Source organism: Pseudonocardia sp. NPDC049635 (assembly GCF_040659795.1).
Classification (GTDB): domain Bacteria; phylum Actinomycetota; class Actinomycetes; order Mycobacteriales; family Pseudonocardiaceae; genus Pseudonocardia.
In genome coordinates this window covers 54819-78945 of sequence record NZ_JBFAON010000024.1, presented here as the reverse complement: position 1 = coordinate 78945, position 24127 = coordinate 54819, and the positions used below count along the sequence as shown (strand labels likewise).

General features: G+C 73.8%; 23 protein-coding genes and 1 pseudogene. 15 read left to right on the top strand and 9 right to left on the bottom strand.

Annotated features, from left to right (window positions below):
* The 7 genes and pseudogenes from AB0J24_RS23395 to AB0J24_RS23365 form a co-directional block, all read right to left on the bottom strand.
* A pseudogene (locus tag AB0J24_RS23395) lies at positions 1–260 on the bottom strand (NUDIX hydrolase); the annotation flags it as partial.
* Positions 257–1390, bottom strand: a complete 1134-nt coding sequence (locus tag AB0J24_RS23390) for a glycosyltransferase family 4 protein (protein WP_358684798.1) — start codon at positions 1388–1390, stop codon at positions 257–259. The gene AB0J24_RS23390 and the pseudogene AB0J24_RS23395, both read right to left, overlap by 4 nt.
* Positions 1391–1398: 8 nt before the next feature.
* The gene (locus AB0J24_RS23385; protein ID WP_358684793.1) at positions 1399–2316 is read right to left on the bottom strand and encodes a phosphatidylinositol mannoside acyltransferase; all 918 of its coding nucleotides are present in this window, start codon (positions 2314–2316) and stop codon (positions 1399–1401) included.
* Positions 2309–2923, bottom strand: a complete 615-nt coding sequence (gene pgsA, locus AB0J24_RS23380; RefSeq protein WP_358684791.1) for a phosphatidylinositol phosphate synthase — start codon at positions 2921–2923, stop codon at positions 2309–2311. Before pgsA ends, AB0J24_RS23385 begins: the two co-directional genes overlap by 8 nt.
* A 43-nt stretch (positions 2924–2966) precedes the next feature.
* Positions 2967–3542 (bottom strand): HIT domain-containing protein, encoded by a 576-nt coding sequence (locus AB0J24_RS23375; protein WP_358684788.1) that lies wholly within the window; start codon positions 3540–3542, stop codon positions 2967–2969.
* Between the two features lie 9 nt (positions 3543–3551).
* Positions 3552–5603 (bottom strand): threonine--tRNA ligase, encoded by a 2052-nt coding sequence (gene thrS, locus AB0J24_RS23370; protein WP_358684786.1) that lies wholly within the window; start codon positions 5601–5603, stop codon positions 3552–3554.
* A gap of 135 nt (positions 5604–5738) precedes the next feature.
* Entirely contained in the window at positions 5739–6554 is an 816-nt protein-coding gene (locus AB0J24_RS23365) for a DeoR/GlpR family DNA-binding transcription regulator (protein ID WP_358684783.1), read from the bottom strand.
* Positions 6555–6789: 235 nt separating this feature from the next.
* Here AB0J24_RS23365 and AB0J24_RS23360 point away from each other — a divergent pair, with 235 nt between their 5' ends.
* The 9 genes from AB0J24_RS23360 to AB0J24_RS23320 are packed head-to-tail and all read left to right on the top strand — an operon-like array spanning position 6790 to position 16709.
* Positions 6790–7839 carry an FGGY family carbohydrate kinase gene (locus tag AB0J24_RS23360; protein WP_358684780.1) on the top strand — a complete coding sequence of 350 codons (1050 nt, stop codon included), beginning with the start codon at positions 6790–6792 and terminating at the stop codon, positions 7837–7839.
* Complete coding sequence (locus tag AB0J24_RS23355; protein ID WP_358684778.1) at positions 7722–8273, top strand: FGGY-family carbohydrate kinase; 552 nt, start codon at positions 7722–7724, stop codon at positions 8271–8273. The genes AB0J24_RS23360 and AB0J24_RS23355 overlap by 118 nt, the downstream gene beginning before the upstream one ends.
* Positions 8266–9804 carry an FGGY-family carbohydrate kinase gene (locus AB0J24_RS23350; protein WP_358684775.1) on the top strand — a complete coding sequence of 513 codons (1539 nt, stop codon included), beginning with the start codon at positions 8266–8268 and terminating at the stop codon, positions 9802–9804. The genes AB0J24_RS23355 and AB0J24_RS23350 overlap by 8 nt, the downstream gene beginning before the upstream one ends.
* The gene (locus tag AB0J24_RS23345) at positions 9770–10816 is read left to right on the top strand and encodes a 2-hydroxyacid dehydrogenase (protein WP_358684773.1); all 1047 of its coding nucleotides are present in this window, start codon (positions 9770–9772) and stop codon (positions 10814–10816) included. The genes AB0J24_RS23350 and AB0J24_RS23345 overlap by 35 nt, the downstream gene beginning before the upstream one ends.
* Positions 10813–11484, top strand: coding sequence for a histidine phosphatase family protein (locus AB0J24_RS23340; protein WP_358684771.1), 672 nt, complete (start codon positions 10813–10815; stop codon positions 11482–11484). Before AB0J24_RS23345 ends, AB0J24_RS23340 begins: the two co-directional genes overlap by 4 nt.
* The gene (locus AB0J24_RS23335; RefSeq protein WP_358684768.1) at positions 11481–12572 is read left to right on the top strand and encodes a substrate-binding domain-containing protein; all 1092 of its coding nucleotides are present in this window, start codon (positions 11481–11483) and stop codon (positions 12570–12572) included. Before AB0J24_RS23340 ends, AB0J24_RS23335 begins: the two co-directional genes overlap by 4 nt.
* The gene (locus AB0J24_RS23330) at positions 12569–13336 is read left to right on the top strand and encodes an ATP-binding cassette domain-containing protein (protein ID WP_358684765.1); all 768 of its coding nucleotides are present in this window, start codon (positions 12569–12571) and stop codon (positions 13334–13336) included. The genes AB0J24_RS23335 and AB0J24_RS23330 overlap by 4 nt, the downstream gene beginning before the upstream one ends.
* A complete protein-coding gene (locus tag AB0J24_RS23325; RefSeq protein WP_358684762.1) occupies positions 13333–14595 on the top strand; it encodes a hypothetical protein in 1263 nt (420 codons plus the stop codon). The genes AB0J24_RS23330 and AB0J24_RS23325 overlap by 4 nt, the downstream gene beginning before the upstream one ends.
* Positions 14592–16709, top strand: a complete 2118-nt coding sequence (locus AB0J24_RS23320) for a nitrate- and nitrite sensing domain-containing protein (RefSeq protein WP_358684759.1) — start codon at positions 14592–14594, stop codon at positions 16707–16709. Before AB0J24_RS23325 ends, AB0J24_RS23320 begins: the two co-directional genes overlap by 4 nt.
* A gap of 1153 nt (positions 16710–17862) precedes the next feature.
* Here AB0J24_RS23320 and AB0J24_RS23315 read toward each other — a convergent pair.
* A complete protein-coding gene (locus AB0J24_RS23315) occupies positions 17863–18096 on the bottom strand; it encodes a hypothetical protein (RefSeq protein WP_358684756.1) in 234 nt (77 codons plus the stop codon).
* Between the two features lie 212 nt (positions 18097–18308).
* On the opposite strand from AB0J24_RS23315, the gene AB0J24_RS23310 reads away from it, so the two are divergent.
* Together AB0J24_RS23310 and AB0J24_RS23305 are read left to right on the top strand one after the other, a co-directional pair.
* Positions 18309–20606, top strand: coding sequence for a transglycosylase domain-containing protein (locus AB0J24_RS23310; RefSeq protein ID WP_358684753.1), 2298 nt, complete (start codon positions 18309–18311; stop codon positions 20604–20606).
* Positions 20607–20656: 50 nt separating this feature from the next.
* On the top strand, positions 20657–20869 hold the full coding sequence (locus AB0J24_RS23305; protein ID WP_358684750.1) for a hypothetical protein: 213 nt from the start codon (positions 20657–20659) through the stop codon (positions 20867–20869).
* A gap of 7 nt (positions 20870–20876) precedes the next feature.
* On the opposite strand, the gene AB0J24_RS23300 is transcribed toward AB0J24_RS23305, so the two are convergent.
* Positions 20877–21773 carry a LysR family transcriptional regulator ArgP gene (locus AB0J24_RS23300; protein ID WP_358684747.1) on the bottom strand — a complete coding sequence of 299 codons (897 nt, stop codon included), beginning with the start codon at positions 21771–21773 and terminating at the stop codon, positions 20877–20879.
* A gap of 76 nt (positions 21774–21849) precedes the next feature.
* On the opposite strand from AB0J24_RS23300, the gene AB0J24_RS23295 reads away from it, so the two are divergent.
* The 4 genes from AB0J24_RS23295 to AB0J24_RS23280 are packed head-to-tail and all read left to right on the top strand — an operon-like array spanning position 21850 to position 24094.
* On the top strand, positions 21850–22443 hold the full coding sequence (locus AB0J24_RS23295) for a LysE family transporter (protein WP_358684744.1): 594 nt from the start codon (positions 21850–21852) through the stop codon (positions 22441–22443).
* A gap of 60 nt (positions 22444–22503) precedes the next feature.
* A complete protein-coding gene (locus tag AB0J24_RS23290; RefSeq protein WP_358684742.1) occupies positions 22504–23340 on the top strand; it encodes an AraC family transcriptional regulator in 837 nt (278 codons plus the stop codon).
* The gene (locus AB0J24_RS23285) at positions 23337–23720 is read left to right on the top strand and encodes a VOC family protein (protein WP_358684739.1); all 384 of its coding nucleotides are present in this window, start codon (positions 23337–23339) and stop codon (positions 23718–23720) included. Before AB0J24_RS23290 ends, AB0J24_RS23285 begins: the two co-directional genes overlap by 4 nt.
* The gene (locus AB0J24_RS23280) at positions 23717–24094 is read left to right on the top strand and encodes an MmcQ/YjbR family DNA-binding protein (RefSeq protein WP_358684736.1); all 378 of its coding nucleotides are present in this window, start codon (positions 23717–23719) and stop codon (positions 24092–24094) included. Before AB0J24_RS23285 ends, AB0J24_RS23280 begins: the two co-directional genes overlap by 4 nt.
* Positions 24095–24127 lie beyond the last annotated feature (33 nt).

Below are 24127 nucleotides of genomic sequence, written 5' to 3'. Positions count from 1 at the left end.
TCGGCGGCCGGTGCGGAGCGGGCGGCGGCGGCCCGTGCGGCGGCGGCGAGCGGCGCCGCTCGCGGCGGATCGAGCAGCGCGGCGATCTCCAGCGCGACCTGCACCCGGCGGGCGAGCGCCGCGGCGAGCCCGGCCCGGGCCGCGTCCACCCTGGCGTGCAGCCGGTGCAGCCTGCGCACCCGTGTCAGGCACCACACGGTGAGTGCCGCCACCACGAGCAGCAACAGCGCGACCGGCACGAGCACGACCGCCGCCGTCACGCCGCACCACCGGTGGCAGCGCGCGGGGCCGCCGCGATCGCGGCACGGTAGACCCGGACCAGCTCGGACGCGACGACCGGCCAGTCGTAGCGCGAGGCCCTGTCCCGCCCGGCGGCGACGAGCGCGGCCCGGGCAGCCGGGTCGTCGAGCAGTCCGCTCAACGCGGCGGCCAGCGCGGCCGGGTCACCGGCCCGGAACAGCCGGCCGGCCCCGCCGGCGAGCACCGCGCGGAAGGACTCGATGTCAGCGGCCAGTACCGGCGCGCCGGCCGCCATCGCCTCGGTCAGCACCATCCCGAAGCTCTCACCGCCCCGGTGCGGCGCGCAGTACACGTCCATCGCGCGCAGCGCCGCCGCCTTGGTCGGTTCGTCGACCGCGCCGAGCAGGTCGATCCGCCCGGTGAGCTCCGGTCCCGCCGCCCGCCGCAGGGCGGCGCCGTCACCCCGCCCGACGACGAGCAGCCGCAGGTCCGGGTAGTGCGGCAGCAGGCCGCGCAGCGCGTCGAGCAGCAACGGCATGCCCTTGCGCGGCTCGTCGAAGCGGCCGACGAACCCGATCCGGGTGCCGCGCGGCAGCCCGGGGACGAGCTCGTCGAGCGTGGGGCCGCCGGCGAACCGGGCGACGTCGACGCCGTTGGGGATCTCGATCGCGTCACCGCCGAGGTGCTCGACCTGGACCCGGCGGGCGGTCGCCGACACCGCGACCCGGGCCGTCACCTTCTCCATCAGCGGCCGGATCATCCCGCCGAAGGCGGAGAGCGCCCGGGACCGCTCGGTGGAGGTGTGGAAGGTCGCCACGATCGGGCCGCCCGCGGCGAGCAGCGCCAGCGCGGAGACGCTGACGGTGGTGGGTTCGTGCAGGTGCAGCACGTCGAAGTCGTGGCAGGCCAGCCACCGTCGTACCCGGTGGTAGGTGAACGGCCCGAAGCTCACCCGGGCGACCGAGCCGTTGTAGGGGACACCGACCGCGCGGCCGAGCGGGGTGACGAACTCCGATGCCTGCCCCACCCCCGGTGCCAGCACCTCGACCCGGTGGCCGAGCGCCCGCAGCGTCGCGGCCAGGTCGAGCACATGATTCTGCACCCCGCCCGGGACGTCCAGCGCGTACGGGCAGACGATGCCGATCCGCAGTCCGCCGGTCATCGCGGCGCCCCGATCGGCTGCAGCATGTGCCAGTCCTCGGGACGTTCGGCGATCAGCTCGCCGAACGCGTCGGCGAGGACCTGCACGGCCTTCGCATCGGAGCGACGGGACCGCTCCTCGGGGACCGGGATCTCCGCGCCGACCCGCACCCCCCAGGCGTCGCCGACGAACACCGGGTACGCCGGGTACAGGGCGGCGCCCGTGCTGCGGGCCAGCCGGGCCGGTCCGGCCGGGAGCCGCGCGGGCGCACCGAGGAACGACACGTCGATCCCGCGCCCGGACAGGTCCCGGTCGGCGATCAGGCACACCACCCCGCCCTCGCGCAGCCGCGCGGTGAGCGCCCGGTGCGCCGTACGCGGGTCGTCGGCGGTGAGGACCTCGAAGCCCAGTGCACGCCGGTAGGCCAGGAAACGGCGGAACAACGACTCCGGGCGCAACCGCTGCACCACGGTGGTGAGCACCGGGTCGAGCCCGCGGTGGGCCAGCTCGCGGACCAGGTAGACGCCGGCGACGTCCCAGTTCCCGGCGTGCGGCAGCGCGTACAGCACGCCGCGCCCGCGGGCCAGCGGCTCCAGCGACGCCGCGACTCCGTGCGCGTGCGGGTGCATCGCGGCGTGCAGCACGTCCGGGTCGAGCGAGGGCAGCGCGAACGCCTCCCTCCAGTAGCGGGCGTAGCTGCGCATCGCGCGCGCGACGAGCCGGTCCAGCTCGTCCGGAGCCGCGTCCGGCCGGACCCGGGCCAGGTTGGCGCGCAACCGGCGCACCCCTGGGCCGTTGCGGCGGGTGGCGAGATCGGCTCCCGCGTCGAACACCCGCCTGACCACACCCGCCGGCAGCCTCCCGACGAGCGCCCAGCCGGCGCCGTAACCCGCTCCCGCGACCGCCTCCGCGAGGCGGCCGGGTAGATCAGGCACGGGGCACCCCACGGGCGCTCCGCCGTACCGCCAGGATCCGCTGGCCCAGGGTCACCACCGTCCCCGCGGCCAGCACCAGCAGCGCGACGGTCAGCGCGTAGGGCACCCCCAGACCGGAGAGGAACGCGCCGAGCAGACCCAGGATCAACCGTTCCGCCCGTTCGACGAACCCGCCCTCCGCGGTCAGCCCGACCGACTCGGCGCGTGCCTTCACATACGACACGATCTGGCCGCCGACCAGGCAGACCAGCGCGGCCGCACCGGCCACCGGCTCCGCCCCGCCGGTCAACGCCCACCAGGCGAGCGCGCCGAACAGTGCGCCGTCGACCATCCGGTCGCAGGTGGAGTCGAGTACCGCGCCGAACCGGGTGCCGCCGCCGAGTGCCCGGGCCATCGCACCGTCGATCAGGTCGGTGAGCACGAACAGCGTCACCAGGACGGCCCCGAGCACCAGCCAGCCGGCGGGCACGAACACGACCGAGCACACGATCGCGCCGACGGTGCCCGCCACCGTCACCGTGTCGGGGCTGACACCGCGCTCGACGAGGCGCCGGCCGACCGGGTCGGTGAGCCGGTTGACGTGCCCGCGGGCGAACATGTTCAGCATCGTGCGCCGTGCGCTCCAAGTTCTCGAACGGGACGACTCCAGCCTAGTCCGGCTGCGGGTCCGCCCGCCGCGGGCTCACCCACGCGGCGGCGAGCTGGTCCCGGGTCTCCGCCAGGAGCTGCGGGATGACCTTGGTCTGCCCGACCACGGCTATGAAGTTCGCGTCGCCTCCCCACCGCGGGACGATGTGCTGGTGCAGGTGGTCGGCCAGCGAGCCGCCGGCGAGATGACCGAGGTTCAGGCCGACGTTGAACGCGTGCGGGGCGGCGACCTTCTTCATCGTCACGACGGCCTGCCGGGTGAAGTCCATCAGCTCGGCGGACTCCGAGTCGGTCAGCTCCTCGAGGTCACCGACGTGCCGGTAGGGCAGCACCATGAGGTGACCGGGGTTGTACGGGTGCAGGTTGAGCAGCGCGAACACCTCGTCGCCGCGGGCGACGACGAGATTGTCCGCATCGGGGTCCGCGGACTCCTCCAGGGACTCCCCGCGGGCGATCCGGCAGAACGGGCAGCCGGTGTCCGTGGTGCCCTTGATGTACGCCAGCCGGTGCGGCGTCCACAGCCGGGCGAAACCGTCGGGCGTCCCGACACCCTCCTGCGGGACCCACTCCTGCTCCATGGGCCGATCCTAGGCTCCGGCCCCGAAGCTCTCCGCGGTCGGCGAGACGTTGCTGCGCGACGCGATCCAGGCCGCGATCCGCTCGACGGCCTCGTCGACGGGCACGCCGTTGTGCTGCGAGCCGTCGCGGAAGCGGAAGCTGACCGCGCCGGACTCCACGTCCCGGGCGCCCGCGAGCAGCAGGAACGGCACCTTCGCCATGGTGTGCGTGCGGATCTTCTTCTGCATCCGGTCGTCACCGGCGTCGACGTCGATCCGGATCCCCTTGCGCCGCAGCCGGGTGGCGATCTCGCGGACGTAGTCGCCCTGGTCGTCGGTGACCGGGATGCCGACCACCTGCACCGGCGCCAGCCAGGCCGGGAACGCTCCGGCGTAGTGCTCGGTCAGCACCCCGAAGAACCGCTCGATCGACCCGAACAGCGCGCGGTGGATCATCACCGGGCGCTGCCGTGAGCCGTCCGGCGCGGTGTACTCGAGCTCGAAGCGGTCCGGGAGCATGAGGTCGACCTGGATGGTCGACATCTGCCAGTAGCGACCGATCGCGTCGCGCGCCTGGACCGAGATCTTCGGTGCGTAGAACGCGGCGCCGCCCGGGTCGTCGCGCAGCTCCAGCCCGAAGCTCTCGGCGGCGGTGCGCAGCGCCTCGGTCGCCTCGGCCCACGACGCGTCGTCACCGATGGACTTCTCCGGGTTGCGGGTGGAGAGCTCCAGGTAGAAGTCGTCGAGACCGTAGTCACGCAGCAGGTCCAGCACGAACCGGAGCAGGCTGCGGATCTCCTCGCCCATCTGCTCGCGGGTGCAGTAGATGTGCGCGTCGTCCTGGGTGAAACCGCGGGCCCGGGTGAGGCCGTGCACGACGCCGGACTTCTCGTACCGGTAGACGGTGCCGAACTCGAACAGCCGCAGCGGCAGCTCGCGGTAGGAGCGCCCGCGCGAGCGGAAGATCAGGTTGTGCATCGGGCAGTTCATCGGCTTGAGGTAGTAGTCGACGGCGGGCCGCTTCAGCTCGCCGTCGGCGGTGTACTCCGCGTCGAGCTGCATGGGCGGGTACATGCCCTCGGCGTACCACTGCAGGTGCCCGGACAGCTCGAACAGCTGACCCTTGGTGGCGTGCGGGGAGTAGACGAACTCGTAACCCGCCTCGGCGTGCCGCTCGCGCGAGAGGTCCTCCAGCTCCTTGCGGACGATGCCGCCCTTCGGGTGGAACACGGCGAGCCCGGAGCCGATCTCGTCCGGGAAGCTGAACAGGTCCAGCTCGGTGCCGAGCCTGCGGTGGTCGCGGCGCTCGGCCTCGGCGATCCGCTCCAGGTAGGCGTCGAGGGCCTCCTGCGACTCCCAGGCGGTGCCGTAGATCCGCTGCAGCTGGGCGTTGCGCTGGTCGCCGCGCCAGTACGCCGCGGCGCTCCGGGTCAGGGTGAAGGCCGGGATGAACTTCGTGGTCGGCAGGTGCGGGCCGCGGCACAGGTCGGACCAGACGGTCTCACCGGTGTGCGCGTGCACGTTGTCGTAGATCGTCAGCTCGCCGGAGCCGTCGACCTCCATGACCTCGGCGTCGCTGTTGCCCTTGAGATCGACCAGCTCCAGCTTGTACGGCTCGCCGGCCAGCTCGGCGCGGGCCTCCTCCCGGCTCTCGAACCGGCGCCGGGAGAACCGCTGCCCGGATTTGATGATCTTCTTCATCGCCGACTCGATCTTCTTCAGATCCTCGGGGGTGAAGGGCTCCGCGACGTCGAAGTCGTAGTAGAAGCCGTCGGTGATCGGCGGCCCGATACCCAGCTTCGCCTTCGGGAACAGCTGCTGGACGGCCTGCGCCAGCACGTGCGCCGCCGAGTGCCGGATGACGCTGCGGCCCTCCTCGGTGTTCGCAGCGACCGCGACCACGTCGGTGTCGACATCGGGGGCCCAGGCCAGGTCACGCAGGTTCCCGTCGGGGTCCCGGACGACGACGACCGCCTCCGGGCCGCTGGTCGGCAGTCCGCCCTCCCGGACGCGCGCGCCGGCGGTCGTCCCGGCCGGCACCCGGATCGGGGCGGACGCGGGCGGGGCGGGCGGTGCGGACACGGGACGGCCTCCAGGGCTCTCACGGTTGACGGGGTCTCCCGCTGCGGGATCGCGGGAGCGCGCATCCGCTGCGGGATCGCCCGTCGATGCTATCGCTGGGCACCGACGAGCCGTCCGGCCGCACCCGGCCGGCCCCTACCCGGCGTCCGCCACGTCCACCTGGACCCCGAGCCGGACCAGCTCGGCGACCTGCTCCTCACCGACACCGGCGTCGATGACGACGGCGGCGAACCCGCTGAGCGGCGCCAGCCGGTGCAGCGCCGTGCGCGCCAGCTTGGTGTGGTCGATCAGCAGGTAGCTGCGGGTCGCCACGGCCAGCATCTCGCGCTTCACCGCGACGATGTGGTCCTCCTGGTGGAACGCGCACCCCTCACGGGCGGCCGAGGTGCTGACGAATGCGGCGTCGAAGCGCATCGCGTGCAGTGACTCGACGCAGGCCGCTCCGAGGAAGGAGTCGTGCTGGGCGTCGTAGTGGCCCGACAGGGCCACCACGTCGATGCCCGGGACCCGGGTCAGCTCGACCAGCCCGTGCAGGAAGTTGGTCGCCACCGTCAGCGGTGCGAGCACACCGAGGTGGGGCAGCATCTGGGCGACCGTGGTGGAGTCGTCGAGCAGGACCGACATCCCCGGTTCGAGGTACCGGCAGGCGCGGGCGCCGATCTGCTGCTTGGCCTCCACGTTGGTCTTCGACCGGTAGGCGACGTTCGACTCGAACACCCCGGTGGGTTGGGCGGTCGCGACCCCGCGCGACTTGCGGAGGACGCCCTGACGCTGCAGCTCGTCGAGATCGCGGTGCACGGTCATCAGCGAGACACCGAACGCCTCGGCGAGCTCCTGGGCACCGACGCTGCCCCGGCCGATCACCAGGTCGGTGATCAGGGCCTGCCGCTCACCGGGCCCGGAGGGCCGGTAGCCCGGGCCGGGCGCGGGGCCTGCCGGGTCGTGGGCCATCACGGGCGTCCTCCCCTCGGAGAGCCTGTCGTCGGGACCGGACGGTACCGCGCGGCCGACAGCGGGAGCCGCGAGATGCACACCGATGGCCACCAGATAACACCATCTTCCGTGACAATCTCAAGTTGACTTGCGATTTTCACACTCGCTAGTGTTCGTTTGTGAACGGCGACACAGTAGCCGCGGGGAGGCCGGGGGGACGGGCAATGGGTCGGCCGGCCCGGTGGCGGTCTGTGTGGACGCCGGGACCACGGTGGTCAAGGCCGTGGTGTTCGACGCGCAGGGGCGGGAGCTCGCGGTGCAGCGCCGCGCCACCGTCGTCGACCGGCCCCTCCCGGACCGGGCCGAGCAGGACATGGACGAGGTCTGGGAAGCCGTCGTCCATACGGTCGCCACCACGGTCGCCCGGGTGGGCAGGCCGGTTCGGCTGATCGCGGTGACCGCTCAGGGCGACGGCGTGTGGCTCGTCGACGCGGCCGGCCGCCCGGTCCGACCCGCGGTGCTGTGGAACGACGGCCGGGCCGCCCAGCTGCTCGACCACTGGCGGACCACCGGTCTGCTCGACGAGGTCCGCGCGCTCACCGGCTCCCAGCAGTCCGCCGGAATGGCGCCGCCGCTGCTGTGTGCGCTCGCCCGCGAGGAACCGGGATCGCTACGGGCGGCGGCGTGCACGGTCACCTGCGGCGGCTGGCTCCTGTTCAACCTGACGGGCCGGCTCGCGGTCGACCCGTCGGAGGTCTCGGCGTCGTGGCTCGACATCCGGTCGGGCCACTACTGCGAGGAGCTCGTGGGGCTCTACGGGCTGGAGCCCCACCGCGGGCTGCTGCCCCCGCTGCTGGAGGGAGCCGACCGGGTGCGCCCGCTCACCGCGTCCGCCGGGGCCCGCCTCGGCGTGCCCGCCGGGACTCCGGTGCTGCTCGCGCCCTACGACATCGTCGCGACCGCCGCCGGCAGCGGTACGACACGGCCGGGCCAGGCGGTCAGCGTGCTCGGCACGACGCTGTGCACCGAGGTGGTCACCGCCGGGCTCGACCTGACCGGCCCTCCGCACGGACTCACCCTGGCCCCGGCCCGCCCGGGCGCTACCTGCGGGCGTTCCCGACGCTGGCCGGGTGCGAGGTCGTCGACTGGCTGGCCGGGCTGTTGGGTCTGTCCGGAGCGGCCGAGGTGTCGCAGCTGGCCGCGCGATCCACCCCCGGCGCCGACGGGCTCCGGCTGCTCCCCTACCTGGCGCCCTCCGGGGAGCGCGCTCCGTTCCTGGACGTCTCGGCCACCGGTGTGCTGACCGGTCTCACCTTCGGGCACGGCCGGCCCCAGATCGCCAGGGCGGTTCTGGAGGGCCTGGCCTACGTGATCCGCCACTGCCTCGACACGGCACCGGGCGAGCCCGGTGAGCTGCGGTTGTGCGGCGGCGGCGCGTCGGGTGCGGTCTGGTGTCAGATCATCGCCGACGTCTGCGGGATCGACACCGTCCGCACCGCCGACGCCGAGACCGGCGCCAAGGGGGCGTTGATCGCTGCGGCGACCGTCCTCGGCGAGTACCCCGATCCCGACGTCGCGGCCGCCGCGCTGGTCGTCGAGCGCGACCGGTTCGTCCCGGACACGGGCGTGCACGACCGGTACGTCGCCGAGTACGCGGAGTTCCATGCGACCCGCGAGCTGGTGGCGCACCGATGGGACCGGTGGGTCCGGCCCGACGGGCGGTGCTCCGGTGGCTGAACGGGCTCGCGGCCGGGTCTGGGTGGGGATCGACCTGGGCACGCAGAGCGTGCGGGCCCTCTCGGTCGACGACGTGGGCACCCAGCTCGCCCGGGCCGCGCGGCCGCTGACCAGCCGCCGCGGCGACTCGCACCACGAGCAGGACCCGGCCCGGTGGTGGGCCGCGACGGCCGACGCCCTCGCCGAGATGTCCGCCGGGCTCGCCCCCGCCGATCGGGCCGCGATCGGTGCGGTGGCGGTCGCCGGCACCTCGGGCACGGTCCTGCTGACCGGCCGCGACGGCACACCGTGCACCCCCGGCCTGATGTACGACGACGCACGCGCCGCGGCGCTCGTGCCCGAAGCAGCCGAGGCCGGTGCGGAACTCTGGTCCCGGCTCGGCCACCGCATGCAGCCGAGCTGGGCCCTGCCGAAGCTGCTGTGGTGGCGGGACCAGGGCCTGCTGACCCCGGGAGTCCGCCTGGCCCATCAGCCGGACGTCGTCACCGCCCGGCTGGCCGGCGGGCCGGTGGCCACCGACACCAGCCACGCCCTCAAGAGCGGTTTCGACCAGCTCGCCGGGCGGTGGCCCGAGCAGATCATGGCCGACCTCGGCATCGACCCCGAGATGCTGCCACCGGTCGTACGGTCGGGGACCGTCCTCGGAACGGTGTGTCCGGCGGCGGCCGCGCGCACCGGGCTGCCGGCGGGCACCCCGGTCGTCGCCGGGATGACCGACGGCTGCGCGGCACAGCTCGGCGCCGGGACCCTCACCCGCGGTGCCTGGAACTGCGTGCTGGGGACGACGCTGGCCGTCAAGGGCGTCAGCCGGCAGCTGCTCGGCGATCCGACCGGTGCGGTCTACTCCCACCGCGCACCCCACGACGACGACGGGCCGCTGTGGTTCCCGGGCGGAGCGTCGAACACCGGCGCCGGGGTGGTCACCGCCCTGTTCCCCGGCCGCGACCTGGGCCGGCTCACCGCACAGGCGGCCACCCGCACCGAGGTCCCGCTCTGCTACCCCCTGGCCGGGCGCGGCGAACGGTTCCCGTTCGTCGCTCCGGAGGCCCGCGGGTTCGGGATCCCCCCGAGCGGCGACGAGGCCACGGTGTTCGCGGCGGTGTGCCACGGTGTCGCCCACGTCGAACGGCTCTGCTTCGACCTGCTGGACCAGATCGGTGCCGAGGTCGGCACCCCGATCACCCTCACCGGCGGGGCATCGGCGAACCGGTGGTGGAACCAGCTGCGGTGCGACCTGCTCGGCACTCCCGTCACCGTGCCCCGCAACGCCGAACCGGCCGCCGGGATGGCGGTGCTCGCCGCCGGCGCCAGCGGTACCGGTCTGGTCGGGGCCGCACGGCTGATGGTGCACACCGACCGGGTCCTGCACCCCGATCCCCGACGTCACGCAGATCTGGCGGAGGCGCACGTCCGGTTCGTCACCGAGCTCCGCGAGCGGGGATGGATCGATCAGGACCTGGCCGCCCACGCGACCACCCGAACCGAGAGGATGGTCGATGGCCGACCGGGTACCCGCGCTCCTCGCGGGTGATCACTTCGTCCTGAACCGGCTGCTGGCGACCGATCTCGCCTTCGGCGGCGCGGCCTGGGACCTGCGCGAGATCGAGCTCGCGTGGCCGCACGTCCCGTTCGGCCCGGTGGCAGAGGTCGACGAGGCCTCCGGCACCGAGGACGAGATGATCGAGGCTCTGCAGGGCGTCCGTGCCTGCATCACCCAGATGGCCCCGCTGACCGCCCGGATCCTCGGCGAATGCCCGGATCTGGAGTTCTTCGCGGTCTCCCGCGGCGGGCCGGTGAACGTCAACCTCGCCGCGGCGACCGCGCACGGTGTGACCGTCACCTTCGCCCCGGGACGCAACGCCACGGCGACCGCCGAGTACACGGTCGGGTTGATGCTCGCCGCGATGCGGCGCATCGCGCGCAGCGACGCCGAGGTCCGCACCGGACGCTGGCCCAGCTCGCTCTACGCCTACACCGAGGCGGGTCTGGAGCTCGCCGGCAGCACCGTCGGGTTGATCGGTGCCGGTTCGGTGGGCAGAAGGGTCGCGCACGCGCTGCTCGGCATGGGAGCCGAGGTACTGGTGCACGATCCGTACGCGTGCCCCTCCGGCATCCCCTCCGGCACCCGGCGCGTCGGGCTGGACGTGCTGCTCGATGCGTCGGCGGTGGTCTCGTTGCACGCGAGGCTCACCGACGAGACACGGGGGCTTCTCGACGCCCGCCGGCTCGCGGCCATGCGCCCGGGTTCGGTGCTGGTCAACACCGCCCGCGGCGCGCTCGTCGACCACGGTGCACTCGCCGACGCGCTGCACAGCGGCCATCTGTACGCGGCCGGGCTCGACGTGGTCGACCTGGAACCCCTGCCGGCCGACCACCCGCTGCGCACAGCACCGAACGTGGTCCTGACCCCGCACCTCGCCGGGGCGAGCCGGGCCGTGGCCGAGCGGGCCAGCCGCATCGTGACCAGCGAGGCCACCCGCTGGCAGCGTGGCGAACCGTTGCTCCACTGCGCCAATCCCGCCGTCGGCACGGCCGCGCCGTGAGTACTCATCTGCTGCTCACCCGGCACGCCGAGACGGAGTGGCACGCCGAGAACAGGTACGCGGGCGGTGACAGCGACATCGACCTCACCCCGAACGGACGTGTCCAGGCCGAGCGGCTGGCCGGGCTCGACCGGATCAGGCCGGTGCATGCCGTCGTCTGCTCACCGGTGCGACGCGCCGTGGAGACCGCGACGCCGGCCGCCCGCCACTGGGGGCTCGAGATCGAGATCGAGGTGGGCCTGCGGGAGGTCTCGTTCGGCAGCGCCGAGGGTCACCGGCTGGCCGAGCTCGAACCGGCGGTCGCCGAGGCGTTCCGCAGCGATCCGGTGGCGCACCCGTTCCCCGGTGCCGAGGACCCGCACGCGGCCGCCGCCCGTGGCGCGGCGACCCTCGACGCCGTCGCACGCAGGCACCCGGAGCGCACGGTGCTCGTCGTCGCCCACAACACCGTGCTGCGCCTGATCCTGTGCACCGTCCTCGGGCTCCCCCTCGCCCGGTACCGCACGCTGTTCCCCCGGCTCGACAACGTCGCACTCTGCGAGGTCGTGCTGCGACCGGGCCAGCCGGGCCCGGCATCGCTACTGGGCCTCAACATCCCGCTCCCCCCGCTCTTCACCAGCGCTTCCCCGACCGCCAGCGCGGCGTCCACCCCGAGGAGACACCCATGACGCTTCCACCCCGGCACCGAGCGGTCCGCAGGATCGCCGCCGCCGTCGTCACCACCGTCGGCATCACCGCGCTCGCCGCGTGCGCCGACGTCTCCGGCGCGGGGTCCGCCGCGAGCAGCGACCCGCAGCAGGCCACGATCGCCTTCCTGATGCCCGATCTGGCGTCCACCCGCTACGAGCTCGCGGATCGGCCGAAGTTCGAGGCCCGGGTCGCCGCACAGTGCCCGGGTTGCGAGGTCCTGTACGCCAACGCCGACTCCGACGCGGCCCAGCAGCAACAGCAGGCGAACTCCGCGCTGGCCCAGGGGGTCGACGCGATGGTGCTCGATCCGGTGGACAGCACGGCGGCCGCCGGGATCGTCGAGGCCGCCCGCGCCCAGAGCGTGCCGGTGATCGCCTACGACCGGCCCATCCCCTCGGGTGCGGACTACTACGTGTCCTTCGACAACGAGGAGATCGGCCGGTTGATCGGCCAGTCACTGGTCGACAAACTCGCGGCGGACGGTGCGCAGGGCGGGATCCTGCAGATCAACGGTTCCCCGACCGACGCCGCGGCGGGCCTGATCAAGAAGGGCATCCACACCGCGGTCGACGCCAGCGGCCGGGAACTGCTCGCCGAGTTCGACACCCCGGACTGGGAACCGGCCAGGGCCCAGGACTGGACGAGCGGCCAGATCACCCGCTTCGGCGACCGCATCGCCGGTGTGGCGGCCGCCAACGACGGCACCGGTGGGGGCGCGATCGCCGCGTTCAAGGCGGCCGCGGTGGACCCGCTGCCCGCGGTCACCGGCAACGACGCAGAGGTGGCCGCGGCTCAGCGCATCCTCACCGGCGACCAGTACAACACCGTCTCCAAGCCGATCACGACGGTCGCCGAGGCCGCCGCGGACGTGGCCCTCGGATTCGTCAACGGCCGGCCCCCCGCCGGTTCCACGACGTTGTTCGACACGCCGACCGACCTGTTCACCCCGACTGTGGTGACCGCCGAGAACCTGCGTGAGGTGCTGGTCGAGACCGGTGAGATCGAGGTGGGTGCGCTCTGCGCCGGCGAGTACGCCGCCCCCTGCCAGGCCGCGGGCATCCGATGAGCACCACCCTTTCGCTGCGCGGCGTGAGCAAGACCTTCGGCGCGGTCGCCGCGCTCACCGACGTCGACCTCGATGTGTCACCCGGTGAGGTCGTGGCCGTGGTCGGTGACAACGGCGCCGGGAAGTCGACGCTGGTCAAGGTGCTGTCCGGGGTGCACCGCGCGAGCGCCGGCACCATCGCGTTCGGTGGCGAACCGGTCGAGATCGGCACCCCGGCGGTTGCCCAGGCCCTCGGCATCGCCACCGTGTTCCAGGACCTCGCACTCTGCGAGAACCTCGACGTCGTCGCCAACCTGTTCCTGGGCCGTGAGGTGCGGCGCGGGCGGCTCGACGAGGTGGCGATGGAGGTCCGATCGTGGGAGCTGCTGCGGCAGCTCTCGGCGCGGATCCCCACCGTGCGGATCCCGATCGCGTCGCTGTCCGGTGGTCAGCGACAGACCGTGGCGATCGCCCGGTCGCTGCTGGGCGACCCGCGGATCGTCGTCCTCGACGAGCCGACCGCCGCTCTGGGTGTCGCCCAGACCGCCGAGGTGCTCAACCTCATCGAACGGCTCCGCGAACGCGGGCTGGGCGTCATCATGATCAGCCACAACATGGACGACGTGCGCGCCGTCGCCGACCGGATCGCCGTGCTCCGGCTCGGTCGCAACAACGGTGTCTTCCCCGCCGCCACCGTCTCGACCGAGGAGCTCGTCGCCGCGATCACGGGCGCCTCGGACAACGCGGTCAGCCGGCGCCATGACGCGAGGAGCGTGGTCCGATGACCGGCGTCCGGCCAACCGTGACCCCCGGACCGCCGCCCGCGATCGACCGCCGGGACGAGCGCCTGCGCGCCGGCACCGGTCTGCGCGGGGCGCTGAGCACGGCGGTCGACCGGCTCCGGTCCGGTGACCTGGGGGTGCTCCCGGTCGTCGCCGGCCTCGTCGTGATCTGGACCGTGTTCCAGATCCTCAACCCGGTCTTCCTCTCCCCGGCCAACCTGGTCAACCTCACGATGGAGTCCGTCGCGGTGGGCACGATCGCGCTGGGCGTGGTGTGCGTGCTGCTGGTCGGTCAGATCGACCTCTCGGTCGGTTCGGTCAGCGGGCTCGCGGCGGCGATCACCGCGGTGGCCTTCGTCGGGCAGGGGTGGCCGCTCGCCGTCGCGGTGGCGACGGCGGTCCTGGCCGGGAGCGTGGTCGGCGGTGTCTACGCCCTGATGGTGACCCGACTCGGCGTGCCGAGCTTCGTCGCCACCCTCGCCGGGCTCCTCGCGATCCTCGGTCTCCAGTTGTGGCTCCTGGGGGCGCAGGGGGCGATCAATCTCCCCTTCACCTCGCCGCTGGTGTTCTACGCGCAGCTGGCGTTCGTGCCGGAGTGGCTCTCCTACGTGCTGGTGGCCGTCACCGCGGGCGGGTTGTTCGCGAGCAGGCACGGCCATGCCCGCAGGCGTGCGGCAGCCGGGTTGTCGGCCCGTTCGACGACCGGGCTCCTCGCCGAGAGCGGCACGCTGCTGCTCGGCCTGCTGGCCCTGGTCTGGTACCTCAACCTGGGCCGGGGGCTCGGCTGGATGTTCGTCGTGTTCGTGGCGATGGTGGTCGGGCTCAACCACCTGCTCCGCCGCACCGCCTGGGGGCGGGCGGTCTACGCGGTCGGTGGCAACGCCGAGGCCGCACGTCGCGCGGGTATCCGGGTCAACAGCGTGCTCGTGTCCGCGTTCGTGCTGTGCTCCAGCCTGGCCGCGCTGGGCGGCGTGCTGGCCGCCGCCCGGCTGGCGGCCGCGAACCAGAGCACCGGCACCGGTGACGTCAACCTCAACGCCATCGCCGCGGCAGTGATCGGGGGGACCAGCCTGTTCGGCGGGCGCGGCAGCGCGTTCGCCGCGCTGCTCGGCGTCATCGTCATCCAGTCCATCTCCAGCGGTCTCACCCTGCTCAACCTGGACTCCAGCTTCCGCTTCATGGTGACCGGGCTGGTGCTGGCCCTGGCCGTCGCCCTCGACTCGGTGGCGCGCCGCAGCCGGGCGAGTCACGGGCGCGCATGAACGCGGCCTGGGCGAGCGCGGGGAGCGGCGACGATCCGCCGTCCTCCGCCGGTGACCGGCACGGACCGGCGCTCCCCCGATGGACCCCACCGCGGAACTGGGGCCTCGGGGCCCGGCTGGTCGTGGCGTTGCTGACGCCCGCCCTGCTCGCCGCGGCCCTCGCCGGGATCCGGATCGCGGACCTCACGGGGGCCGCCGCGGAGTCCCAGCGGGTCGTCCGGTTCGCCACGGTGCAGGCGAGGGTCGCGGAGCTGACCGGCCGGCTGCAGCAGGAACGGCTCGACGCCGTCCGTTTCGTCGCAGCCGGCCGGACCGGCCATCTCGACCGGTTGCAGAGCAGCACCGAGCACGTCGACACGATGCTGCAGACGGTCGAGTCCGACCTCGACCAGCTCTACGCCGAGTACCCGCGGCCCGCGCTCGCTGCCGTCCGGCAGGAGACCCTCGACGCGTGGGCGCAGCTGCCCGCGGTCCGGGAGCTGACCGCGGCGACGGCCGCGTCACCGACGGCCGTCGTGGCCCGCTACTCCGACCTGGTCCGCCACGGTGAACGGCTCCGGTCCGAGCTGCTGTCGGGGATCAGCGCCGAACAGGGCGCCCAGCACGCGCGCCGGATCGACATGCTCGTCGGTCCACGTGAGGAGGCCACGCTCCAGCTGGCGCTGCTGCACGCGGCGACGACCGGTCCGGACACCTCGACCGCCGCGGTCGAGGCGCTCCTCGCCAGCGACATCCGGCTCAGCGACGGGTTGGACCGCTTCACGACCCACCTCGAGCCCGCGGAACGGGTGGCCTTCGCACCGTTCGTCGCCGGTCGGTCGAACAGTGAGCGGGAGCTCGTGGTGCAGCGGGTGGCCCGGGCCGCACCCCCGCTGCCGGCGACGACGCCGTCGGAGGTGGAGCCGGTGCTGTCCGCGTTCACCGGTGATCTCGCCCTCGCCGACGAACGAGCCCGCACCGACCTGACGTCGGCGGCCCGGGCCGCGTCCGACGAGGCCACCGAGCTCGTGGTGCTCAATGTCGTGCTACTGGTCGTGGCGCTGCTCATCGGCGCTTCCGTGCTCTCCCTGCTCGTACGCGGGACGACCCGGTCGCTGCGCAGGCTGCGCGACGCCGCGTGGGACGTCGCGCAGCGCGAGCTGCCCGCCACGGTGCACGGCCTGCGCTCCGGGAAGCTCCGCCGGCCCCGGGTGGAGCCGATTGCGATCACGACCGAGGAGGAGATCGGTCAGGTCGCTCGCGCGTTCGACGCAGTCCACGCGGAGGCCGTCCGGCTGGCGGTCGAGCAGTCCGCACTGCACACGGACACCAACACCACCTTCGTCAACCTGTCCCGTCGGCTGCAGAGCCTGGTCGGCAGGCAACTGTCCCTGATCGAGTCGATGGAGGGCGACGAGACCGATCCCGAACAGCTCACCCGGCTGTTCCGGCTCGACCATCTGGCCACCCGGATGCGGCGCAACTGCGACAGCCTGCTGGTGCTCGCCGGGCACAGGGAGGTCAACCGGAACTCTGGTCCGGTGTCGCTCGGCGACGTCCTGTTGGCCGCGGTGTCGGCCGTCGAACAGTACGAGCGGATCTCCCTCACCCACACCGACGACCTGACCGTCGCCGGCGGTGCCGCGGCGGACGTACTGCACCTGCTCGCCGAACTACTGGAGAACGCGACGTCCATGTCACCACCGGACAGCCCGGTGGAGCTGGAGGCCCGGCGTGGCAACGACGGTTCGGTGACCGTGACCGTCGCGGACGCCGGGGTCGGGATGGCACCCGACGATCTCCGTCGGGTGAACGCCGGGCTCGCCGCGGCAGGCTCCGCGGCGGTCGACGCACCCGCCCGCGACTCACGCCGGATGGGACTGTTCGTCGTCGGGAGACTCGCGCAGTACCACCGCATCACAGTCCGGCTCGGCACCCGGCAACCGTCGGGGACCGTGGCCTACGTGGTGCTCCCGGCGGAGATCATCGGCCGCCCCGCCGGTGGTGGCCGGGTGCACCGGTCCGACCTCGTCGAGCGGGTCCAGGTCGTCGAACCCGTGAACGGACCCGTCCGGTCGCTCGGCGCGGTGCCGCCGGAGGGCACGGCGACGGCCGGCGACGGCCCCCGCCGATGACCGGCCGGTGACGCCGGCCGCCCGGGGCGGCGTGGACAGCCGGATCCGGAACCGGCCGCGAGGGGCGCTGCCGTCGTCGCCGGCCGAGGCGTGGTGGGGGCCGGACGACGGCGTCGTGCCACGGCCGAACGGCCGGTCCGGCAGCCGCATCCGTGGACGGGCGGTAGTCCGGCTGCGCCCGGTGACACCGCGTCGCCATCGGGCTCGCACCTGTCACCGTCCGGCCCGCGCCGTCCGGCGCGTCGTCGCACAGATCCGGCCGCTGCTCGACGACGTGATCACCCCGGCTGAATCGGACGGGCGGCCGAGGCACCATGGGCGGAGGAACGGCAGCCCCCGGCCGGGTCGGTCACACGACGGTCCACTACCTCGCTGACGTGCCGACATTCGAGTGACGTCGATCAGCTCGGCACAACGTGCGGCGCCGCTGACTCGTTGGCCGGTGGAGCACGCCGGTACCCGTCGACACCGGTGGGCCCCCGACCGGACGGACCGTGAGAGGAGAGGCGGTTGACCGCAGTCCCGCCCCCGCCGCCGCGGTCCCGGCGTCCCTCTGAGTCTGTCGATCCACACGCCTTCGACCGGCCCCGCCGTGGTGTCGGGACGGTGGAGCCCACGTCGGGGCGGCACAGCAGCGACGAGATCGCCCGGGTCGGTTCCGGCCGACCCCCGCGGCACGGTTCCGGGGCCGGATCCCGCTCCGGACCGGGCGGGGCCGGCCCCGAGGCCGGTGGGCCGCCCTCGCAGATGGGAGGGCAGGCCCGCGACACGCGACACTCCCGTGGTGGCGCCGGGCCGTCCGCCGAGGGCCGGCCCCGTTCCGACGAGCGCGGACGGTCCGCCGGTGTGCGGCCCGGTGCCGCACCGCGAACCGGTCCGCAGAACGGGGCCACGGGCGGCGACCACCGCCCGGCCGCTCAGCCGGACGGACGCCCCCCCACCGGGATCGACGGAACGACCGGTGTCGGCTTCCGGGTGCGTGGGGGCACCGTCCCCCGCCCGCCGCAGCCCACGCCACCGCCCCCGGTGCAGCCCGGCAGGCCTGGGCCGGGGCGCGCCGGCAGCCCCGCACAACCCGGCGGACCGGGCCAGCCGCCGGGAGTCGCCGCACGCCGATCCACCGGGCCCGCACCGGCGCCGGCCGGGGCCGGTGCTATGCCACGGCGCCCCGGAACAACGGCGCCCGCGACACCAGGGCTCCCCGGCCCGGGGCCTGCCCGCCCGAGGCCTGCCACACGCGAGGCAGCGACACCGGCAGCGGCCACACCCGCAGCGGCTGCACCGACCACGGCCACACCCGCAGCGGCGGCACCGACCACGGCCACACCGGCAGCGGCGGCACCGGCAGCGGCAGCACCGACCGTGGCCAGACCGGGTACGTCCGCACCGCGACCCGTCGCGCCGGCAGCCGTGGCGCCGGGTCTCACCGGCCCCGCGACAGCCGCCGCGCCCCCCGGGCCGGGACCTGCCGGTCAGGGACCCCGCCCACCTCGTACGGGCCCCTCCACCGACTCCCCGGACGGGTCCGCCCCGGGCCCTGCCGCCGCGCCCGCCTCCACCGGTCACCGCCGGCGGCCCGAACCTGCCCCGCCGGGCCCGGTGGTCGCCGGGGCCGAGGATCCGACCCTGCTCGCCCCCGACGCCGCGGCGAACGCGACCGGTGACCGTCCTCGTGGGCGTCGCCGAGCCGAGCCGGAGAAGCCGCTGGACAGGGTCATCGCGATCGTCGGGCTCGCGGTGGGCGCCGTCCGGACCCGGATCGGCGTTCTCGACGCCGAACAGAAGGCCGCCCTCACCCCCGAGGAACGCACCGCCCGACGTCGCAGCCAGGTGCGTTGGTCACTCGGCGCAGGCGCGGCGTCGATCGTGCTGCTGCCGTTGCTGCTGCTCGGCATCGGCTGGCTGATCTTCCCGATCCCCAGCCCGGACGACGCCGTCAACAACCAGATCGCCACCATCTCCTACACCGACGGCGAGCAGCTCGCGCGCCTGGTCCCCGAACAGGGCAACCGCATCAAGGTGTCGATGGACGCGATCCCGGTGCACGTCCGCGAAGCCGTGCTGGCCGCCGAGGACCGCACCTTCTACTCCAACCCGGGCTTCGACATCACCGGCATCCTGCGCGCGGCGGTCAACCAGCTCACCGGCGGCGCCGGCGGCGGCTCGACCATCACCCAGCAGTACGTCAAGAACACCCTGGTCGGCAACGACGCCACCTACTGGCGCAAGTACAAGGAACTGATCGTCTCGCTCAAGGTCTCCGGGCAGAAGTCCAAGGACGAGATCCTCAACGACTACCTGAACGCGATCTACTTCGGCCGTGGCGCGTACGGCATCGAGTCCGCCAGCCTCGCCTACTACGGCAAGCCCGCCGCCGAGCTGACCCCGAGCGAAGGCGCACTGCTGGCCGGGATCATCCAGTCGCCGTCCAACTGGGACCCGGCGAACGCGCCGGACCGGGCCCGGCAGCGCTGGGCCTTCGTCCTCGACGGGATGTCCCAGCAGGGCTGGATCTCCCGGGAGGACCGCGAAGCCGCGCAGTTCCCGGCGACGATCCCGCCGGCGAACACGTCACGGTCGTCCTCGCTGACCGACGAACGCGGGCACATCCTGAACGCGGTCCGGGCCGAGCTGGCGTCGCTCGGCATCTCCGAGCAGGCGTTCGCCCAGGGCGGGCTGCAGGTCACCACCACCGTCGACCCGCAGCGTCAGCAGCAGCTCACCGAGTCCGTGCGCGCGCAGATGGAGGGCCAGCCCGAGGAGCTACGCACCGGCGCCGTCGCGATCGACCCGCGGACCGGCGGGATCGTCGCCTACTACGGCGGGGAGAACGGCACCGGCCTCGACTACGCGCGTGTCCTGAAGCAGCCGGGCTCGACGTTCAAGCCGTTCGCCGTGCTCGCCGGCCTCCTGGAGGACCCCCCGATCGGCCTGGGCACCGAGTTCGACGGCTCCGAGCGGCCGGGGTTGCGCAACGCCGACGGCGCGGACTGCCCCAGCTGCGACCTCAAACAGGCGATGACGATCTCCAACAACGTCGTCTTCACCAAGCTCGCCGCGCAGGTCGGTCCGCAGAAGGTCGCCGACGCGGCGCGCCTCGCCGGCATCACCGCGTCGATGGACAACCCGGACGCGCGACTCCCGCTGGGCAACAAGGAGGTGACACCGGTCCAGCTCGCGTCGGCGTACGCGACCATCGCGGCCGGGGGTGTCTGGCACGCACCGCACCTGGTCTCGAAGGTCGTCGATTCGGAGGGCCGGGTGCTCTACGAGCTCCTCCCCGGCGAGGGCGAGCAGCGGTTCTCCGAGCAGGTCGCGCGCAACGTCACCGAGGCGATGCTGGACGTCCTGCCCAACGACGGCCTGGAGCTGCCCGGCGGCCAGGAGGCGGCCGGGAAGACCGGCACCGTCCAGTCCCGCTTCGAGGGCGAGAACAACGACGCCTGGTTCGCCGGTTTCACCCCCGACCTGGCCACCGCCGTGTGGGTGGGCACCGACCGCAACGACCCGATCCGCGACGCCTCCGGTACCCCGATCAGCGGCAAGGACCTGCCGGGCGACATGTGGCAGGAGTTCATGTCGAACGCGGTCCGCACCGGCGAGACCGCCGAGTTCCCGACGTTCCGGGCACTCGGGCGGCCGCCGTCCACCCTCGCACCGAACGAGCCGACCGCGACCCCGGAGCCCACCCCGACGAGCAGCGCGGCCCCGACCCCGACGCCGGAGCCGGAACAGCAGCCCCCTCCGCCGCCGGAGGAACCACCGGAGCCGGAGCCGCTGCCGGACCAGGACCAGCCGGCCGTCACGCCGGATCCGGGGCCGGAGCCGCTGATCGGCCGATCCGATCCGCAGCCCGGGGAGGACACCGGCAGCTCCCCCGATCCCACCGTCGGCTGAGGGCGACGGACCCTCCCCCGCGACGCCGTCACCGGGCTACCGTGGAGACCGTGACCGGTGCACGCCATTACGAGGTGGTGGCCTGGCGGGCGGACCGCAGGCTCACCCTCTACGTTCCCGGGATCGAAGCCTCCACCACGGTCGACGACCCACGCGCCGCCGAGGACGCGGTCCGCGACCTGATCGCGGACCTGACCGGCGCCGACCGCGGCGACATCACCTGCGACATCCGGCTCGGACGCCCGTGGCGGTCCGGGATCTGACCGCCGGTCAGGGCTGTGGCGGGACCAGGATCCCGGCCGCGACCTCCTGCACGGCGGCGGTGAGCGCGTCCAGCACCGTGGTGCTCAGCTTCCAGTGCTGCCAGTACAGCGGCACGTCGAGGTAGCGCTGTGCATCGAGCAGCACGATCCGCCCGCGATCGGCCGACGCGCGGGCCGGGACGTCGGTGAACATCCCCCAGCCGAGCCCGGCCCGGACGGCGTCGTGGTAGCCGTCGGCGGCGGGCACCCGGTGTGCGGGCCCGGTGCACGGCCGGTGCGTGAGCTGCCGGACGAACCGGGTCTGCAGCCGGTCCTTCGTCCCGAAGTCGACCCGCGGTGCGAGGGGGAAGGCCTCGGCCGGATCACGACCGGCGAACCAACGGTCGTACACCGGGCGGGCCGCGACGGGCCGGTAGCGGGTCGCGCCGATCGCCTGCACCGCGCAGCCCTGGACCGCCGCCGCCGAGGTCGTCACCGCGCCGACCACGGCGCCCTCCCGCAGCAGTGCCGCGGTGTGCTCCTCGTCGTCGATGTGCAGGTCGAGTCGAACCCCGTGGCGCTGCGCGAGCGGCACGACGGCGCGCAGGAACCAGTGGGTCACCGAGTCCGCGTTCACCGCGATCGGCAGGTGCACGGTCCCGCCCGGACCGTCCTCGCCCAGGTCGCGCGCCACCTCACCCTCGAGCAGCGCGATCTGCCGGGCCAGCCGGAGCAGCGTGCGGCCGGGCTCGGTGGCGGTGCACGGCCGGGAGCGGCGGACCAGGATCTGCCGCGACTGCCGCTCCAGGGCCTTGATCCGCTGGGACACCGCGGACGGGGTGATCGCCAGCCGTTCGGCGGCCGCCTCGAAGCTGCCCTCCTCGACGACGGCGCTCAGGGTCGCCAGCCGGTCCCGGTCGTACATGAAATGATTCTAAGCTTCATGACAGAACATGAACCGCTGCACCGATCCGCGGGGGCCCGGCCTAGCGTCACCGACCGTGAGCGTGGTGATGGGGTTCGGGACCGGGTTGTCGCTGATCGCGGCGATCGGAGCGCAGAACGCGTTCGTGCTGCGGCAGGGACTGCGCCGCGAGCACGTACCCGCCGTGGTGGCGTTCTGCGTGCTGGCCGATCTGGTGCTGGTGACGGCGGCCGTCGCCGGGGTCGGGCTGGTGCTCGGCGGGACGCCCGGTCTGACCGAGGTGGTGCGCTGGGGCGGGGTGGTCTACCTGGCCGGTTACGGGCTGCTCGCGCTGCGCCGGGCACTACGGCCGGGCGCCCTCACCACCGACCGGACCGGCGCGGCCCGGGCGCTGGCCCCGGTGCTGGGCACGGCCGCCGCGCTGACCTTCCTCAACCCGCACATGCTGCTGGACCTGCTCGTGCTCGGCTCGCTGGCCGCCGCACACGGGGACGGCCGGTGGGCGTTCGCCGCCGGTGTGATCGCGGCGAGCCTGCTCTGGTTCACCGGTCTCGGTTTCGGCGCGACCCGGCTGGCCGGGTTGTTCGCGCGGCCGTCGGCCTGGCGGGTGCTCGACGGCGCCGTCGCTGTGGTCATGCTGGTGCTCGCGGCCGGCCTCGCACTCGCCTGACGCCGGCTCTCGTCGCACAGCAGCTGCCGGGGCGGCCGTCGCCCTGGCACGATGCCCGGTATGGGAGGGCAGTTCCGGCCGGCGCGGCCGCCCGCCGCGCTGCGCCCCCACGTGCTGCGCTACCTCGGTTACCGGGAGGAGTCGGCGGTGCCCGTGCAACGGCGGCAGGCCCCGGCCGCGGGAGTCGCGCTCGTCATCGGGTTCCATCCGCTGGAGCTGTCCGGTCCGGAACTCGGCGCGACGAGCGCGGCCGCGTTCGTCGGCGGACTGAGCGACAGCTGGGTCCTCACCCGGTTCACCGGCCCGCAGGCGGGCGTACAGGTGGACCTCACCCCGGTGGGCCTCTACACCCTGCTCGGTGGCCGGGCCCTGCCGAACGGCGCGGTCCCCACGCTGGACGAGCTGTCCGATCCGGTACTGGCCGCGCTGCCCGACCGGCTCGCCGCCGCACCGGACTGGCCGGCGCGGTTCGGGCTGGTCAGCGACGTGCTGGCCGCCCGGCTGCTCGACCTGCGGGCCCGCCGCCCGGCACCGGAGGTGATGCACGCCTGGCGGCGGATCTCCGCCACGGGTGGAGGGCTGAGGGTGTCGGAGCTGGCCGCCGAGACCGGCTGGAGCCGCAGACACCTCCAGGCCCGCTTCTCGGCCCAGATCGGGATCGGCCCGCGTACCGCGGGCCGGGTGCTGCGCTTCGCGCGGGCCTCCGCGATGGTCACCGGCAGCCGGGCCCCGCTGGCCGGGATCGCGGCGACCTGCGGCTACGCCGACCAGGCGCACCTGGGCCGGGAGTTCCGCGCGCTCGCCGGGGTCACCCCGGGCGGGTTCCGCGCCGAGTGGTCCGGGTTCCCGTTCGTACAAGACGAGGGCCCGGCTGCCGGCCAGGATCGACCGGCATGAGCATCCACACCACGCTGCGCTACGACGACCCCCGCGCCGCGATCGACTTCCTCACCTCGGCGCTCGGGTTCCGGGCGCTGGACACCCGCGCCGACGACCGCGGGGTGATCGCACACGCCGAGCTGGCCTGGGACGACGGCGACGACACCGCGGTGCTCGCCCTCGGTGCCCGTCGTGGTGTCGACGACCGGTTCGACACCGGACGCGCCGTCCTCTACCTGACCTGCGACGACCCGGACGCCCTCTACCGCAGGGCGGTCACCGCCGGGGCCCGGGTGGTGATGGAACCGGTCGACCAGGACTACGGGTCGCGCGAGTTCGCCGTGGCCGACCCGGAGGGCAACGTCTGGTCGGCGGGGACGTACCGGATGACCGGATGACGGCGCGACATCCCGACCCGGCCGATCCGCTGCCCTGGCTGCGGGAGATCTGCCTGTCGCTGCCCGAGGTCACCGAGAAGATCAGTCACGGCTCACCGGCGTGGTTCGTGAAGCGGATGTTCGTCAGCTACGCCGAACACCACCACGGGCACCCGCACATCGCGTTCTGGTGCGCGGCGCCGCCGGGTGTGCAGGAGGAGCTGGTCGCCGAGGACCCGGCCCGTTTCTTCCGCCCCGCCTACGTCGGGCACCGGGGCTGGCTCGGTGTCGTGCTCGACGGGACCGGCGAGCAGGCCGCCGACCTCGACGAGATCACCGAGATCGTCACCGACGCCTACCGCCAGGTCGCGCCGAAGCGCCTCACCGGGACCTGAGCACCGGCTGCGCACGGTGCGGCGCAGCGCGGT